This window comes from Bacillus sp. NEAU-CP5, from assembly GCF_026420705.1.
Classification (GTDB): Bacteria; Bacillota; Bacilli; order Bacillales; family Bacillaceae; genus Bacillus; species Bacillus velezensis.
Map to the genome: position 1 here is coordinate 618671 of NZ_JAPMOV010000002.1, position 15060 is coordinate 633730.

The following is a 15060-nucleotide window of genomic DNA, read 5'->3' on the forward strand; positions in this document are numbered from 1 at the left end:
GCGCGTATCTCCTTTCAACTTTAAAAATTGATACTGCGTTCGTCTTCAGAAAACAAATCATCAAGACTGCTTAATGTGCCGTCTTCCTCTACTTGATGTGTCGCAATTTTGCCTTTGGCCACCGTCAGCTCAATGAAGCAGCCCCAGCAATAGTATTGGTTTACGCCGATTTTGCCGATATCTTTACTTTTGCAGTTCGGACATACAAGCACAGACTACACCTCTTATCCGTTCAGGACGATGCCTTCTTTCCCCGCTTCAATAAGCGTATCGGCGGCGCGGCGCACTTGGCGTCTGCCAGCCAGATCTGAAAAGAAGCCGTCCGAGAGTTCATATGCTACGATTATGCCCTTGTCCAAACAAAAGTATACATCTTCCAGCAAACCGAACATTTCACCATCGGGCGATTTCACCGGCTGCATCTTAATCTGTTCAAAGGTGAAACAGCTCTTCGGCAAAGGCTGCAAATGAGCATGACCGGCAGCTACGGCTTCTTGTTCCATCTCTTTTATATCACTTGCCTCTAAAAAAAGATGGCGGTTGTGAAACAGGCGTTTCTGCTCCAACACGAAACCGAGAAACCGGCCGTCCAGAGAGAAACATACATCCGATATCATCCCGAGACTGCGCCCGTTTTCGTCATATACTGTTCGTCCTTCAGCTGCATGGCATGTTCTCAAAGTGTGATCAACCACCTTTTGTTGAACACGTATAGGTTTTGCCAAGAAGCCGGGCAGCATACTTTGAAATGACTTCCACAGGCGAAAACCCGGCGCATGTTTATGCTCCGGGTTTTATTTACGCTTTTTCTTCCATAAAGTCAAACGGCGTGATGCCTTCCATTCCGATGTTTGCATCATATACACTGAACGGCAGCTCTTTTTGCAGGGCGGCCAGTTCTGCATCCATCTCTTCAGTCTGCTCTGTGAGCCTGTTTTTAAGCGACGTCTGTCTGACGGTGGCATCATTGTTTTTGACGCCCCATTCAAGCGCTTCTTCTTCTCCGCAAAGAATCAGAAATTTTTTCGCCCTTGTTATGGCGGTATAAAGCAGATTTCTCCTGAGCATTCGATAGTAGCCTTTGACGATAGGCAGGACGACAATAGGGAATTCGCTTCCCTGCGACTTATGAATGGAACAGCAGTAAGCGTGGGTAAACTGGCTGAAATCCTTTTTCGTAAAGGTGATTTCGTTGCCGTCAAACGAGACGACGACCATGTCTTCTTTTTCCGTATTTTCTTTGGCATAAAAAATGGACACGATTTCGCCGATATCGCCGTTAAACACATTGTTTTCCGGCTGGTTGACAAGCTGTAATATTTTATCGCCCGTCCTGTAGACGACATCACCGAATTTCAGCTCCCGCCTTTTTTCTTTCGGCGGATTCATGATGTCTTGAAGAAGCATATTCAGCTCGTTAATTCCCGCTTTTCCCCTGTACATCGGGGCAAGCACTTGAATATCCCTGGAGGTATACCCCTTTTTTAAAGCGTTCGAGACGACCTGATCCACGACTTCTTTAATCTGTGAAGAATTACAGCGGATAAATGAGCGGTCCTTTGTCGGCGCGGTCAGCCCCTTTGGAAGCAGTCCTTTTTTCATATCATGCGCAAGTTCCACAATGGATGATCCTTCAGCCTGACGGTAAATATCTGTCAGGCGCACGGTCGGCAGCACCTCAGAAGCTAAAAGGTCTCTGAGCACCTGCCCCGGTCCTACTGAAGGAAGCTGGTCTTCATCACCGACGACAATGAGCTGAATGTGCTTAGGAAGCGCCTTAAACAAATGGCTGGCGAGCCAGATATCGAGCATGCTCGCTTCGTCTATAATGATCAGTTTCCCTTCAATCGGCTGATCTTCATTGTAGGTAAAGCCTTCAGCGCCATTCCAGCCGAGCAGCCTGTGAATCGTAACAGCCGGCAGACCCGTAGATTCGCTCATCCGTTTTGCGGCTCTTCCCGTCGGCGCGGCAAGCAGCACCGGAAACGCCTCGTCTTTTTTATAATCACCGGGGTCAAGCGATACTCCGTGCAGTTCACTGTATAATTCCACGATTCCTTTAATAACGGTCGTTTTCCCCGTCCCAGGTCCTCCGGTCAGTAAAAGCATCGGTGAAGACAGCGCTTTTTGAATGGCATCCTTTTGGCTTGGTGCGTATTGAACATTCATCCGTTCTTCCAGTTCACCGAGTGCAAGCAGAAATTCCGATTCAGGAAATTGATCGGCATACTCCGTCTGAGCCGCAATGTCGAGCACGCGTTTTGCGACATTTTGTTCGGCGTAAAACAAGGACGGAAAATAGCAGCGCTCTCCTTCAATGACTATATCCTTACTCTCCCCGAGGGCGATGATGCCGTCAGCCGCATCCATTTCCGTGACGCGGCCGCCTTCAGCTGACTGATTCAGGAGCGTTTGCGTATTGATAATCAGCTGCTTTGTCTCTATGTACGTATGGCCTTCTGAAAGACAGGTCGATTCAATCGTATATAAGATTGCCGCTTTGATCCGCTCCGGGTGGTTTCCTGACAGACCCATTTTTCCGCCCAGCTCGTCAGCTTTCACAAAGCCTATGCCTTCAACGTCTTTTACAAGCTGATAAGGATTTTCCTGAATTTTCTCCAGGGTTTCCGTTTCGTAGGCCTGATATATTTTCATTGATAGCTGGGGCCCGAAACCGTATTGGTTCAGAGAGATCATAATCTGCTCAAGCCCCTGATGCCGCTGCAGCTCTCCGGCAAGCTTATCCGCTTTCTTTTTCGACATTTTCGGCACATCGTAAAGCACCGACGCATCCGTCAGAATTTTATTGAGCGCGCCGTCTCCGAGCTTTTTGACGATTTCTTCCGCCGTTTTTTTTCCGATTCCTTCAAACAGATCACTTGATAAGTAATGAATGATCCCTTCTTTTGTGGTCGGAATTTCTTTTTTAAAGTGTTCAGCCTGAAATTGCAGGCCGAACTTAGGATGCGTGGCGGTTTTTCCGTAAAATGTGTAGGTCTCATCTTCTTGCAGCAGAGGGAAGTAGCCCGTTACGGATACGACCTTGTCTTCGATCGCCTCAGACGTTTCTGCAACTTTGACTTTCAGCACTGTATACAGGTTGGTGTCATTGTGATAAATGACCGTATGAATGACGCCTTTTACATACGGCTGTTCTTCGATGTTCAGCTGATCCACGAGCCTTCCCTCCTTTTGTTATGACTGGGTGATAAGCTGTTTCGCATGAAGCGCAAGCATATGATCAGGCTGTATGCCGATTGCGCCTTCCAGCATCTCAAGCGCCTTTTCACGATTTTCTTTGTACGCGTAAGCGACCCCAGCATTATAAAATGCGTCCGCGTGGCTTGGGTCCTGCTCGATCACCGTCTCAAACTGCGCCAGAGCTTCATCCAGCATTTCTTCGTTTGCGAGACACATTCCGAACTGGAAGCGTGCTTCCGTGTCATTTTCGTTTAATTCAACGGCACGCTGCAAATACGGCAGTGCAAGCTTCGGCCGCTCTAATTTAACGAGAACGGTCCCCAGCATATAAAACAAATCTCCGTTTTCCATTCCGGAGCGAAGCGCTTTTTCAAACATATCCTTCGCTTCGGAAAACGATTCTTTCATCACATATACGTTTCCCGCACCGTAATAAGCGGCTGCCGCCGAATTGTCCAATTCGAGCGCTCTGTTATAGAATGCAAGCGCCCGTTCGAGTTCGTTCACAGAAGAAAGCAGATTTGCGAAGTTGATATACGGCACCGGATCTTGCCCGTTTTCCTCAATCGCTTTCGTAAAAGCCTCTGCCGCTTTTTCAAAATCGCCCTCTTGCATGGCGTCAATCCCGATTTTATTATAATCCATTTTTAACTTCCTTTCGCTAAAAAACCCCAACATGCGAGTTGAGGTTTTTTACATGTATTATACGTACCACAATTTTGTTTCGTCTTTATAGACGTCATCTATCGTTCCGCCGCCGAGGCACTCTTCTCCGTCATAAAAAACGACGGCTTGTCCCGGCGTAACTGCGCGTACCTGCCCGTCAAAAATGACTACCGCTTCATCATCACCCGTCATTTTCACCGTTACTTTGTGATCTTCCTGACGGTAGCGGAATTTCGCCGTGCATGTCATTTCGCCGCCGCCCATCAGACCGGGACGCGTCCAGCTGACATTTGTCGCCGTGATCTTATCGGAATACAGAAGCGGATTATGGAATCCTTGATCAACATACAGAATGTTTTTTTCAAGATCTTTACCGACGGCGAACCACGGCTCGCCGCTTCCGCCAATTCCAAGACCGTGGCGCTGTCCGATTGTATAATACATCAGACCGTCATGACGCCCTTTTACTTCTCCGTCCATTGTCATCATATCGCCCGGCTGAGCGGGGAGATATTGGCTGAGAAACGTTTTGAAGTTGCGTTCGCCGATAAAGCAGATTCCCGTGCTGTCTTTTTTCGCAGCTGTCGCAAGTTCCGCTTCTTTGGCGATTTCCCGCACGCGGCTTTTTTGCAGATCACCGATCGGGAACATGACTTTGCTGAGCTGTTCCTGATTGAGCTGATTCAGAAAATAAGTCTGGTCCTTGTTTTCATCCAGGCCGCGGAGCATGCGCACTGTACCTGCGCTTCTGTCCACGCGGGCGTAATGGCCCGTCGCAAGATAATCCGCGCCGAGTGACAGAGCATGATCCAAGAAAGCCTTAAACTTAATTTCTTTATTGCACATGACATCCGGATTGGGGGTTCTTCCGGCTTTATATTCATCAAGGAAATATTGAAATACCTTTTCCCAATATTGCTTTTCAAAATTGACGGCATAATACGGAATTCCGATCTGGTTGCAGACCCGGATGACGTCTTCATAATCTTCCGTCGCCGTGCAAAAACCGTTTTCGTCCGTATCATCCCAGTTTTTCATAAAGATTCCGATTACATCGTAGCCCTGCTCCTTCAGCAGAAGGGCCGCCACGGAAGAGTCCACGCCGCCGGACATGCCGACTACGACTCTTGTATCCTCCGGCCGTTTTTCCATTTGCATTCACTCCATTAAAAACGTAAGTCCGCCGTTTTAAGCAAGCCGTTTAACGACGGCGGCAAGCTTTTCGGCGGCTGTTTCGATTTGTTCCGCCGTATTGCCGAGGCCGAAGCTGAGGCGGATTGACGAAGTCAGCCTGCCGCTCTCACTTCCGAACATGGCCGTAAGCACATGGGACGGAAGAACGGATCCCGCTGTACAAGCAGATCCGCTGGAGACGGCAATGCCTTCCATGTCAAGATTGACCAGCAGCGCTTCCACCGGCACACCGGGAAAGTAAAGGTTTAAAATATGAGGCAGGCATTTCTCGGCATCTCCGTTCACCTCCGCTGTGACGCCGGATTTTTCCAGCGTACTCATGATGATGTTCTTAAACTCCCTATACTTCGCTGTTTTCTCTTCCCTCTCACGGTTTGAAAGGACGACCGCTTCTTTTAAGCCGGCGATGCCCGGTACATTTTCCGTCCCCGCGCGGCGCTTTCGTTCCTGCTCTCCCCCGAGAAGAATCGGTGACAGCTTCACCTCTTGATTTACATATAAAAAGCCTGTCCCTTTAGGCCCGTTAAGCTTGTGACCGGAAACAGACAGCATGTCAATTCTGCTTTTTTTCACGTCAATCGGCATATAACCGAATGCCTGGACGGCATCTGTGTGAAAATAGGCCTGATGCCCGCTTAACAGCTCTCCGATTTCGTCAATCGGCTGAATGGTACCGACTTCGTTATTGCCATACATGACGGTAACAAGGATTGTATCATCACGGAGCGCTTCTTTCACCTGATTTGCACTGATCCGTCCTGAAGGGCCGGGGATGAGGTATGTCACCTCAAAGCCGTCTTCTTCCAGCTTTTCGCAGGCGTGCAATACAGCATGATGCTCAACAGCGGTCGTAATGATATGCTTTCCTTCATTCTTCCGGGCGGCAGCCGTTCCGAAAATCGCTAAATTATCAGCCTCCGTGCCGCCGCTTGTGAAAATAATTTCCTGTTCTTTCGCACTGATTTCGCGCGCGATGTCCGCTCTCGCTTCATCGACCCATTTCCGGGATTCTCTCCCGAATGAATGAATGCTTGACGGGTTGCCGAAACTGCCGAAGAAATGGGGCTTCATCTCTTCGAGCACACGCTCATCCATCGGGGAAGTCGCGGCATGATCTAAATAAATCCGTTCCATTGTCTGTACACCTCTGGTTTAAATATAGAACATATAAGCTTCCTGCTCGCCGTCCGTGTAGCTCGCAAGGTCTTCTAACGTCGTGCTGTCCAGCACGTCTTTTACAGCGTCGCGGATGCGGATCCATAACTCCCGCTTGGCAGGCTCTTCATCCTCAAGCACTTCTACCGGGCTGATCGGCCCTTCCAGCACTCTGATAATATCTCCGGCCGTTATCTCTTCAGGCTGGCCCCCGAGCACGTAACCCCCGTAAGCGCCTCTGATGCTTTTTACGAGTCCGGCGTTTCTAAGCGGTGATACAAGCTGTTCCAAGTAATGCTCAGAAAGGCTGTTTGTTTGGGCGATGCTTTTGAGCGACGTCGGACCGTCTCCGTGCTTTTTCGCCAATTCAATCATAATGGTGAGCCCGTATCTTCCCTTTGTCGATATTTTCAATATGAACACCCCAGTCAATTCTAATTGTTAATTTATACAAGTAAATGGATATGAATAATCTGTTTAGTATCTTATAGACCAACTGTTATTATAACATAACTTATCCTAATTTTCATTGAAACACGGGGCCCGCCGCAATTCGCTTTTCTAATCGTCCGTTTTCCGTTACCCTGTATATGTAAGGAGAGATGTTCATGAAACCACTGGCGTATCGGATGCGGCCTGCCAATATTGAAGACATTATCGGCCAGGAACATTTGGTCAAAGAAGATAAAATCATCGGCAGAATGGTGCGTGCAAAGCACTTATCATCCATGATCCTGTACGGACCGCCGGGCATCGGAAAAACATCCATCGCCACAGCGATCGCAGGATCGACAAGCATCGCATTCAGGAAATTGAATGCCGTCATTCATAATAAAAAAGACATGGAGATTGTCGTACAGGAAGCGAAAATGTCAGGCCAGGTCATTTTAATCCTTGACGAAGTGCACAGGCTTGATAAGGGAAAGCAGGATTTTCTGCTGCCCTATTTAGAAAACGGCATGATTATTTTAATCGGCGCAACGACCGCCAACCCTTATCATGCCATTAACCCGGCCATCAGAAGCCGAACCCAGATATTTGAGCTTGAACCGTTAACACCCGATCTGATCAAGCAGGCATTGAAAAGAGCGCTCACAGATGAACACCGAGGACTCGGTTCTTACAGCGTTTCGGTGGACGACGACGCGATGGATCATTTCGCACAAGGGTGCGGGGGAGACGTCCGCTCCGCTTTGAACGCACTGGAGCTTGCCGTGCTCTCCACAAAGGAATCAAGCGACGGCACGGTCCGGATTACACGGGAAACAGCGGAAGAATGTCTGCAGAAAAAAAGCTATACTCATGATAAAAACGGCGATGCGCATTATGACGTCTTATCCGCCTTCCAAAAATCGATCCGAGGCTCGGACGCAAACGCCGCCCTTCATTATCTGGCCCGTCTGATCGAAGCCGGCGATCTTGAAAGCATATCAAGAAGGCTTCTCGTGATCGCCTATGAAGATATCGGCCTCGCAAGCCCGCAGGCAGGCCCCCGGGTGCTGAGCGCGATTCAGACCGCAGAACGGATCGGCTTTCCGGAAGCGAGAATTCCGCTGGCCAATGCGGTAATCGAATTATGCCTCTCGCCAAAATCAAACTCCGCCATCTCAGCCGTTGATGAGGCGCTCAAAGACATCAGGACGGGTAAAATCGGCGATGTGCCGAAACATTTAAAAGACGCCCACTATAAAGGGGCCCAAGAGCTGGGACGCGGGATCGGCTATCAATATCCTCACGATTTCGAGAACGGATGGGTCGAACAGCAATATTTGCCTGATCCGTTAAAAAACAAGCAATACTATAAACCGAAACAAACGGGGAAATTTGAAGCAGCCATAAAGCAAGTGTATGAAAAACTGATGAAGCAGAAAAAATAACCGGACAAGGACACCCTATGTGTTCTTGTCTTTTTTGATACCGGCCAAAATCTTTCGTGTAAACGGCGGATTCAAATAAAAAACAGCCTTTCCTGAAGAAGGCTGTTTTTCTTTTTATTTATCTTTAACCCGTTTAATGTCGATGTCCTTTAAGAGCTCCATGACAACATGTCCGCCCATAATCAGACCGGCCACTGACGGAACCCAGGCGTTGGAAGACGGCGGCATTTGCGCTTTGCGGATTTTCGCTTCATCATTCCCGACTTCTTTTCTGACGTCTTCACGGATGACGATCGGGCTTTCATCAGAAAAAATGACCTGTACGCCTTTTTTAATGCCCTCTTTGCGAAGCCTTGTGCGGACGACTTTGGCAATCGGATCGGTATGGGTTTTTGAAATATCAGCAATCTGAAAGCGTGTCGGGTCTGTTTTATTCGCCGCTCCCATGCTTGAAATCAGCGGAACATTCCGTTTCAGACATTCTTTCATCAGATGAATTTTATAATGAATCGTATCCGACGCGTCAATGACGTAATCAAGCGGATACTCAAAGAACTGCTCATATGTCTCTTCTGTATAAAACATTTTTAAGGCGACGACATCGCAATCCGGATTAATATCCGCGATCCGTGCTTTCATCAAGTCTGTTTTCGGCTGTCCCACCGTCGACAAGAGCGCATGCAGCTGGCGGTTTACGTTTGTAATGTCAACATCATCTTTATCGACAAGCACGATCCGCCCCACTCCGGACCTCGCCAATGCTTCGGCTGCGAATGAACCGACTCCGCCGACGCCGAGAACGGCCACCGTGCTGTTTTTTAACGTGTCCAGCCCTTCTTTTCCAATCGCTAGCTCATTTCTGGAAAACTGATGTAACAAGAACCTCACTCCACATTCTGGTTTTATAAACTCGGCTTGTCAAAAAGCCGCTGGTTTTAGCGCACAAAAAATAAAGTCCCAATTGTGCCGTTGCAGCTTTCCTTCGTTTTGAACCCGCTCTCAGCAGGTGGGTGCCCTTTTTTAAATCTTGTAAGTCCTCTTAACGAATGAAAAGAGGCATGTACGCCATTTAAAAATACGGGCTCCCAAATCAAAAAAATGTTCGGTCAAAACTAGGTGTACAACTAACACATCAGGACTTTATTTAACTTGTCAAAATCATATCACAGCAGATTTTGATTTTCAAGAAACAAACTGCTGATCTTTACTGTTTCACTTTTCTTTTGACAGAAAGGTGAAGTTCTTCAAGCTGGGCGTCGCTCACTTCGCCGGGCGCTTCCGTAAGAAGGCAGCTTGCGCTTGCCGTTTTCGGGAAAGCGATCGTATCTCTTAAGTTTGTGCGTCCTGCAAGAAGCATAACCAAACGGTCTAAGCCGAGCGCGATTCCGCCGTGCGGAGGGGCGCCGTATTCAAAGGCTTCAAGAAGGTATCCGAATTCCTCCTCCGCTTCTTCTTTTGTAAAGCCGAGAAGCCCGAACATTTTTTCCTGAACGTCTTTTTCAAAAATACGGATTGAGCCTCCGCCGAGTTCATAGCCGTTTAAGACAAGGTCGTAAGCCTGCGCTTTCATATCTTCAGGCGCCGTTTCAATCAGGTCAAGATCTTCACGGACAGGCATTGTAAACGGGTGGTGAGCCGCATAGAAACGGCCTTCTTCCTCGTCATGCTCCAGTAACGGCCAGTCCACAACCCACAGGAAGTTGAAGAGGCTTTCGTCAATCAGGCCGCGTTCTTTGCCGAGCTTTAAGCGAAGCGCGCCGAGGGATTGAGCCACAACCTCAAACTTATCAGCGCCGAACAGGAGCAGATCGCCTTCAGAAGCATCAAGCGCTTCAGCCAGTTTTGCCTGCTTCTCTTCATCAAAGAATTTCGCAATCGGGCCTTTTACGCCGTCAGCTTCAACTTTCACCCAAGCGAGACCTTTCGCGCCGTAATTTCCGGCAAAAACGCCGAGCGCATCGATATCTTTTCTGGAATAGTCGCCGGCAGCGCCTTTGACATTGATCGCTTTTACAACGCCGCCGTTTGCCACGGCTGATGAGAACACCTTAAATTCAGTATCTTTCACTATGTCTGACACGTCCGTCAGCAGCATGCCGAAGCGGGTGTCAGGCTTGTCGGAACCGTAGCTGTTCATCGCTTCTTCATATGTCATTCGCGGAAGCGGCAGCGGTACTTCAACACCTTTTGTTTCAAGCATGACTTTCGCCATCATCTCTTCCGCCAGAGCCATGATGTCCTCTTGACTCATAAAGGACATTTCGATATCAATCTGCGTAAATTCCGGCTGGCGGTCTGCACGCAAGTCTTCATCGCGGAAGCAGCGGGCCACTTGATAATACCGTTCAAAGCCAGACACCATCAGAAGCTGTTTAAAAATCTGCGGCGATTGCGGCAGGGCGTAAAATTCTCCTTCATGCACCCGGCTCGGCACTAAGTAATCACGGGCGCCTTCGGGAGAGCTTTTTGTTAAAATCGGTGTTTCAATATCAAGAAATCCGTTTTCATCCAAGAAATGGCGGATGGATTTTGTGACTTGATGGCGCATTTGCAATGTTTGAAACATCGCCGGGCGGCGCAAATCCAAATAGCGGTGTTTTAACCGGACGTCTTCAGAAACGTCAGCCGCCTGGTCACTGATCGGAAACGGAGGCGTTTTCGCCGTACTGAGCACCGTTACCGCTTCAGCTTTAATTTCAATTTTACCGGTTTTCAGGTTGGGATTCACCGTGCCTTCTTCACGGGCAGAAACCGTGCCTTCGATATCAAGCACATATTCGTTTCTGATTGCTTCCGCTGCGGCAAGGGCTTCCTTCGATACGTCAGGGTTGAACACGACTTGCACAATACCCGAGCGGTCACGCAAATCAATGAAAATCAAGCCGCCGAGATCGCGCCGCTTCTGCACCCACCCTTTCAGTTTGACGGTTTCGCCAATCGCTTTTTCAGTTATCTCGCCACAATAATACGTTCTTCCAAACATAGCGTTCCTCTCCTTCACTGCTTTTGATCTGCCTTTAACACTTGTATCAGCTCGTCTAACACCACTTCACGCTGCTCTCCTGTTTCCGCATCTTTTACATTGATTTTATTCTGGGCAAGCTCATCTTCCCCTAAAATCGCAATAAAACGTGCGCCGAGACGGTCAGCCGTTTTGAATTGGCCCTTCATCTTTTTATTTTCATAATCGATTTCACTTGAGATGCCCGCTTCTCTCAGTTTGTACACGAGGGAAACGGAATAATCCTTCGCTTTTTCTCCGAGCGTCACGATGTAGCAGTCAATCCCCTGATTGACGGGAAGCTCTGTTTTCTCAGCGTCAATGGCTGCCAGCAGACGTTCGATGCTCATCGCAAATCCGATACCCGGCGCTTCAGGTCCGCCGATCTGTTCAACAAGCCCGTCATAGCGGCCCCCGCCGGCAAGGGTTGTAATCGCTCCGAATCCTTCGGCATTGCTCATAATTTCAAAAGCGGTATGGTTATAATAATCAAGCCCTCTGACAAGGTTCGGATCTATTTCGAACGGGATGCCGAGATGGTTTAAGTATTGTTTTACTTTCTCAAAATAAGCGGCTGATTCTTCATTTAAGTAATCAAGAATGGACGGAGCCGTTTTCATCAGTTCATGCTCTCTATCTTTCTTACAGTCAAGAATTCTGAGCGGGTTTGTGTGCAGACGCGACTGGCAGTCCGAGCAAAATTCTCCGATGCGCGGTTCAAAATGTTTGACGAGCGCTTCCCGGTAGGATTTGCGGCTCTCCTGGTCACCAAGGCTGTTCAGCACAAGCTTGACATGTTTCAAACCGGCTTTACGGTAAATACTCATCGCAAGCGCAATGACTTCTGCATCCACGGCCGGATCTTTGGAGCCGATCGCTTCAATTCCGAATTGATAGAACTGGCGGAAACGCCCCGTCTGCGGACGTTCGTAACGGAACATCGGTCCGACATAATAAAGCTTCGTCGGCTGCACCGGGTTCGCAAATAATTTATTTTCATTGAACGCGCGGACTGCGGCGGCTGTTCCTTCCGGCCGAAGCGTCAGGCTTCTCCCTTTACGGTCTTCAAACGTGTACATTTCTTTCTGCACGATATCTGTAGACTCACCGACGCCTCTTGCGAACAATTCCGTATGTTCGAAGATCGGCGTGCGGATTTCTTTATATTGATAAGTGCGGCACGTCTCCCTCATAATTTGTTCGACGAACTGCCATCTGTCTGATTCACCCGGCAGTATGTCCTGTGTGCCTCTTGGAATGTGATATGCCATGTTACAGGCCTCCTTAATGTCTTTCTTCAAATAAAAAAACTCCCGCTCCTACTATACATGTATAGTAGGGACGAGAGTTATACCCGTGGTGCCACCCTAGTTGGAATGCCGAAGCATCCCCGCTCTGACCTTTAACGCAGGTTCACGTCCGCTGCCTAATGACTTACAAAAGCGTTCAGCAGGGAACCTCCGGAGTGTTGTTTCGAGAAAGATGCAGTGCGGATCCGCTTTCAGCCCGGGGCGGTTCCTCTCTTCTCCATGCATTCTGACCTACTCTTCTCCATTATCGGTTCAAAATCGTTATCATGACTTATGTACATCAATTTCTATTATAATAATGGGATTGCACTCCCCTGTCAAGTTTTATTCCGTCTGTTTTTCCTTGCGACCGCTTCTTTCGATAAGAGACCGAACTCCGTCGCCGTCTCTTCAAGAAAACCCGCCTTTTCTCTATCGCTCTGATCACTGAAATGCAGATTTCCTTCCGCATCGTGCAGCGCGCGTCCCATTTTTGGTTGATATTTCATGATTTGCACACCTTTTCGCTGTATTTATGACTAGTATAAACAAACCATTTTATTTTTATTTAACATTCAGCAAGGAAAATACGATATTATACAAGAATGTATTTTAGTTAGTTCAGAAAGGAGGACAGCCATGAAGAAGAGAACTCTTGCTCTTATTTTATGCGGCGTCATCATCACAGCGCTTCTTCCGTCATTCCACACCGCAATCGCCGCAGAGGGAGAAGCGGTCATCGCGACAGACAAGATCAATGTCAGAGGCGGTCCCGGCCTGAGCTATGGAATTAAGGCTGAAGTAAAAAAAGGGGAAAGATACCCGATCGCTAAAGAAGAGGGAGACTGGGTGCAGCTTCAGCTGAGCCCCGGTAAAACCGGATGGGTCGTTTCCTGGCTGATATCAAAAACAGCCGGGGGAGCAGACAATTCATCCGCAACAAGCGGAACGGTCACTTCGACCGATCCTGACCTCCGCATCAGAAAAGGCCCGGGGACATCATATGAAGTCATCGGCAAACTTCCGCAAGGCGCACATGCATCCGCGCTGGACAAGAACAGCGGATGGGTGAACATTTCTTATCAAGGCACAACCGGATGGGTTTCTTCCGAATACGTCACCGCGAACAGCGGCGGATCGGATACGAAAGCAACTTCGGCCCGGAGCGGGTCAAAAAACGGGACGGTCGGCGTTTCTTCATTGAATGTCAGAAGTGCAGCATCACATGATTCAGCGATTATGACTAAATTATCACGCGGAACAAAGGTTTCCATCTTAAGTGAAGACCACGGCTGGCTGAAAATTGAAGCAAACGGGCAAAAAGGCTGGGCAGCAAGCCACTACATCATAAAGGATTCTGACTCATCGGACAGCGCATCCGGCTCGGGAGACGGTTCTGCGGGCTCAGGCTCCTCGAAAAAAGCGTATATTGTGTACGGCGGCACCAACTTAAGGAGCTCGGCCTCGACTTCCGCTTCTATCGTAAAAAGAGCAGATAAAGGCGCAGCCTACCCGATTGTCGGCTCAAGCGGCAAATGGTATGAAGTCCGGCTTGAAAACGGACAAACCGCATATGTGGCAAACTGGGTCGTACAAACGTCAAAAAGCGGTGAGGAAACAGGTGAAGCACCTTCTCCCAACACGTCAGGCGGCAGCGGCTCACTTAAAAACAAAACGATCGTCGTTGATCCCGGACACGGAGGAAAAGACAGCGGAACGATCGGCTACTCCGGAAAGTTTGAAAAAAACGTAACCATTAAAACCGCTAAGCTGCTGGCCCAAAAATTGCGGGCATCCGGTGCAAACGTGTATATCACCAGACAGGATGATACTTTTATCAGCCTGCAGGCCAGGGTTTCAACCTCTCATTACCGGAATGCGGATGCCTTTATCAGCATTCACTATGACAGCTATGCCGATACGTCAACGCGGGGAAGCACGGCTTATTATTACAGTCCGTCTAAGGATCGCCAGCTTGCCTCAGACGTCCATTCTGAAGTAGTGAAGCGTTCCCCTATCCCGGATCGCGGCGTTCTGTTTGGCGATTATTACGTCCTGAGGGAAAATAAACGGCCTGCCATGCTGTATGAGCTCGGCTATCTCAGCCAACCGCAAGAAGAAACAATCATACATAGCGGCTCTTATCAGGAAAAAGTGACAGACGGAATTGAAAGCGGATTGGAACATTATTTTCAATCATAAAAAAAGCTGCCGAACGGCAGCTTTTTTATTGTTTAGAATCCATAATCAATGTAATCGGCCCGGAATTCGTCAGCTGAACATCCATCATGGCTCCGAATATTCCGGTTTCCACTTTGACTCCTTTTTCCCGAAGGAGTTCGTTCCACTTTTCATAAAGGAGCACTGCCTGATCCGGTTTAGCCGCATTCATAAAATTCGGGCGTCTCCCTTTCTTCGTTTCGCCGTAAAGCGTAAACTGGGAAACGGATAAAATCTCCCCGCCCGTATCCAAAAGCGATAAATTCATCTTGCCGCTTTCATCATCAAAAATCCGGAGATTCACGATTTTATCCGCCAAGTAAACGGCATCTTCTTCTGTATCTTCATGAGTGATGCCGACAAGCGCCATAATGCCGGGTCCGATCCGGCCGGCGACAGCGCCGTCAACCGTCACACTTGCTTCTGTTACACGCTGAACAACTAATTTCATAGCAAG

At 48.6% G+C, this 15060-nt stretch carries 14 protein-coding genes, 1 other RNA gene and 1 other annotated feature; of the genes, 2 read left to right on the top strand and 13 right to left on the bottom strand.

Annotated features, from left to right (window positions below; all coding sequences use genetic code 11):
• Positions 1 to 20: 20 nt before the first annotated feature.
• The 7 genes from OTK50_RS08250 to cymR all read right to left on the bottom strand — a co-directional run bounded on the left by OTK50_RS08250 (position 21) and on the right by cymR (position 6630).
• Positions 21 to 212, bottom strand: coding sequence for a hypothetical protein (locus OTK50_RS08250; RefSeq protein WP_003152738.1), 192 nt, complete (start codon positions 210 to 212; stop codon positions 21 to 23).
• A gap of 12 nt (positions 213 to 224) precedes the next feature.
• Positions 225 to 680, bottom strand: a complete 456-nt coding sequence (locus tag OTK50_RS08255; protein WP_044801637.1) for a PRC-barrel domain-containing protein — start codon at positions 678 to 680, stop codon at positions 225 to 227.
• A 118-nt stretch (positions 681 to 798) separates the two neighbouring features.
• Positions 799 to 3177, bottom strand: a complete 2379-nt coding sequence (locus OTK50_RS08260; protein WP_020956138.1) for an ATP-dependent RecD-like DNA helicase — start codon at positions 3175 to 3177, stop codon at positions 799 to 801.
• 18 nt (positions 3178 to 3195) lie between these two features.
• Positions 3196 to 3816 (bottom strand): tetratricopeptide repeat protein, encoded by a 621-nt coding sequence (locus tag OTK50_RS08265; protein WP_088461189.1) that lies wholly within the window; start codon positions 3814 to 3816, stop codon positions 3196 to 3198.
• 87 nt (positions 3817 to 3903) lie between these two features.
• Complete coding sequence (gene mnmA, locus OTK50_RS08270; RefSeq protein ID WP_224223704.1) at positions 3904 to 5019, bottom strand: tRNA 2-thiouridine(34) synthase MnmA; 1116 nt, start codon at positions 5017 to 5019, stop codon at positions 3904 to 3906.
• 36 nt (positions 5020 to 5055) lie between these two features.
• Entirely contained in the window at positions 5056 to 6195 is a 1140-nt protein-coding gene (locus OTK50_RS08275; protein WP_082998785.1) for a cysteine desulfurase family protein, read from the bottom strand.
• An 18-nt stretch (positions 6196 to 6213) separates the two neighbouring features.
• A complete protein-coding gene (cymR, locus tag OTK50_RS08280) occupies positions 6214 to 6630 on the bottom strand; it encodes a cysteine metabolism transcriptional regulator CymR (RefSeq protein WP_003152730.1) in 417 nt (138 codons plus the stop codon).
• A 194-nt stretch (positions 6631 to 6824) separates the two neighbouring features.
• Here cymR and OTK50_RS08285 point away from each other — a divergent pair, with 194 nt between their 5' ends.
• Positions 6825 to 8093 carry a replication-associated recombination protein A gene (locus OTK50_RS08285; protein WP_029326053.1) on the top strand — a complete coding sequence of 423 codons (1269 nt, stop codon included), beginning with the start codon at positions 6825 to 6827 and terminating at the stop codon, positions 8091 to 8093.
• A gap of 114 nt (positions 8094 to 8207) precedes the next feature.
• Here OTK50_RS08285 and OTK50_RS08290 read toward each other — a convergent pair whose 3' ends face one another.
• The 5 genes from OTK50_RS08290 to OTK50_RS08310 all read right to left on the bottom strand — a co-directional run bounded on the left by OTK50_RS08290 (position 8208) and on the right by OTK50_RS08310 (position 12892).
• Entirely contained in the window at positions 8208 to 8972 is a 765-nt protein-coding gene (locus OTK50_RS08290) for a ThiF family adenylyltransferase (protein WP_012118080.1), read from the bottom strand.
• Between the two features lie 71 nt (positions 8973 to 9043).
• Positions 9044 to 9235: non-coding RNA, 6S RNA (gene ssrS / locus OTK50_RS08295), on the bottom strand.
• Between the two features lie 62 nt (positions 9236 to 9297).
• A complete protein-coding gene (aspS, locus tag OTK50_RS08300) occupies positions 9298 to 11076 on the bottom strand; it encodes an aspartate--tRNA ligase (RefSeq protein ID WP_007408199.1) in 1779 nt (592 codons plus the stop codon).
• 14 nt (positions 11077 to 11090) lie between these two features.
• Positions 11091 to 12365, bottom strand: a complete 1275-nt coding sequence (hisS, locus tag OTK50_RS08305; protein WP_224223705.1) for a histidine--tRNA ligase — start codon at positions 12363 to 12365, stop codon at positions 11091 to 11093.
• 63 nt (positions 12366 to 12428) lie between these two features.
• Positions 12429 to 12661 (bottom strand) — a binding site (T-box leader).
• A gap of 60 nt (positions 12662 to 12721) precedes the next feature.
• A complete protein-coding gene (locus OTK50_RS08310) occupies positions 12722 to 12892 on the bottom strand; it encodes a YrzK family protein (RefSeq protein WP_003152722.1) in 171 nt (56 codons plus the stop codon).
• A gap of 130 nt (positions 12893 to 13022) precedes the next feature.
• Here OTK50_RS08310 and OTK50_RS08315 point away from each other — a divergent pair, with 130 nt between their 5' ends.
• Positions 13023 to 14585 (top strand): SH3 domain-containing protein, encoded by a 1563-nt coding sequence (locus tag OTK50_RS08315; protein ID WP_224223706.1) that lies wholly within the window; start codon positions 13023 to 13025, stop codon positions 14583 to 14585.
• Between the two features lie 25 nt (positions 14586 to 14610).
• Here OTK50_RS08315 and dtd read toward each other — a convergent pair whose 3' ends face one another.
• Positions 14611 to 15054 carry a D-aminoacyl-tRNA deacylase gene (gene dtd / locus OTK50_RS08320; protein ID WP_032873847.1) on the bottom strand — a complete coding sequence of 148 codons (444 nt, stop codon included), beginning with the start codon at positions 15052 to 15054 and terminating at the stop codon, positions 14611 to 14613.
• Positions 15055 to 15060 lie beyond the last annotated feature (6 nt).

Excerpts from the sequence above, each read along its gene's own strand:
- OTK50_RS08265 (WP_088461189.1), bottom strand. The coding sequence starts at position 3,816 with ATGCAAGAGGGCGATTTTGAAAAAGCGGCAGAGGCTTTTACGAAAGCG.
- mnmA (WP_224223704.1), bottom strand. The coding sequence starts at position 5,019 with ATGGAAAAACGGCCGGAGGATACAAGAGTCGTAGTCGGCATGTCCGGC.
- dtd (WP_032873847.1), bottom strand. The coding sequence starts at position 15,054 with ATGAAATTAGTTGTTCAGCGTGTAACAGAAGCAAGTGTGACGGTTGAC.
- OTK50_RS08285 (WP_029326053.1), top strand. The coding sequence starts at position 6,825 with ATGAAACCACTGGCGTATCGGATGCGGCCTGCCAATATTGAAGACATT.
- OTK50_RS08275 (WP_082998785.1), bottom strand. The coding sequence starts at position 6,195 with ATGGAACGGATTTATTTAGATCATGCCGCGACTTCCCCGATGGATGAG.
- OTK50_RS08310 (WP_003152722.1), bottom strand. The coding sequence starts at position 12,892 with ATGAAATATCAACCAAAAATGGGACGCGCGCTGCACGATGCGGAAGGA.
- hisS (WP_224223705.1), bottom strand. The coding sequence starts at position 12,365 with ATGGCATATCACATTCCAAGAGGCACACAGGACATACTGCCGGGTGAA.
- OTK50_RS08315 (WP_224223706.1), top strand. The coding sequence starts at position 13,023 with ATGAAGAAGAGAACTCTTGCTCTTATTTTATGCGGCGTCATCATCACA.
- aspS (WP_007408199.1), bottom strand. The coding sequence starts at position 11,076 with ATGTTTGGAAGAACGTATTATTGTGGCGAGATAACTGAAAAAGCGATT.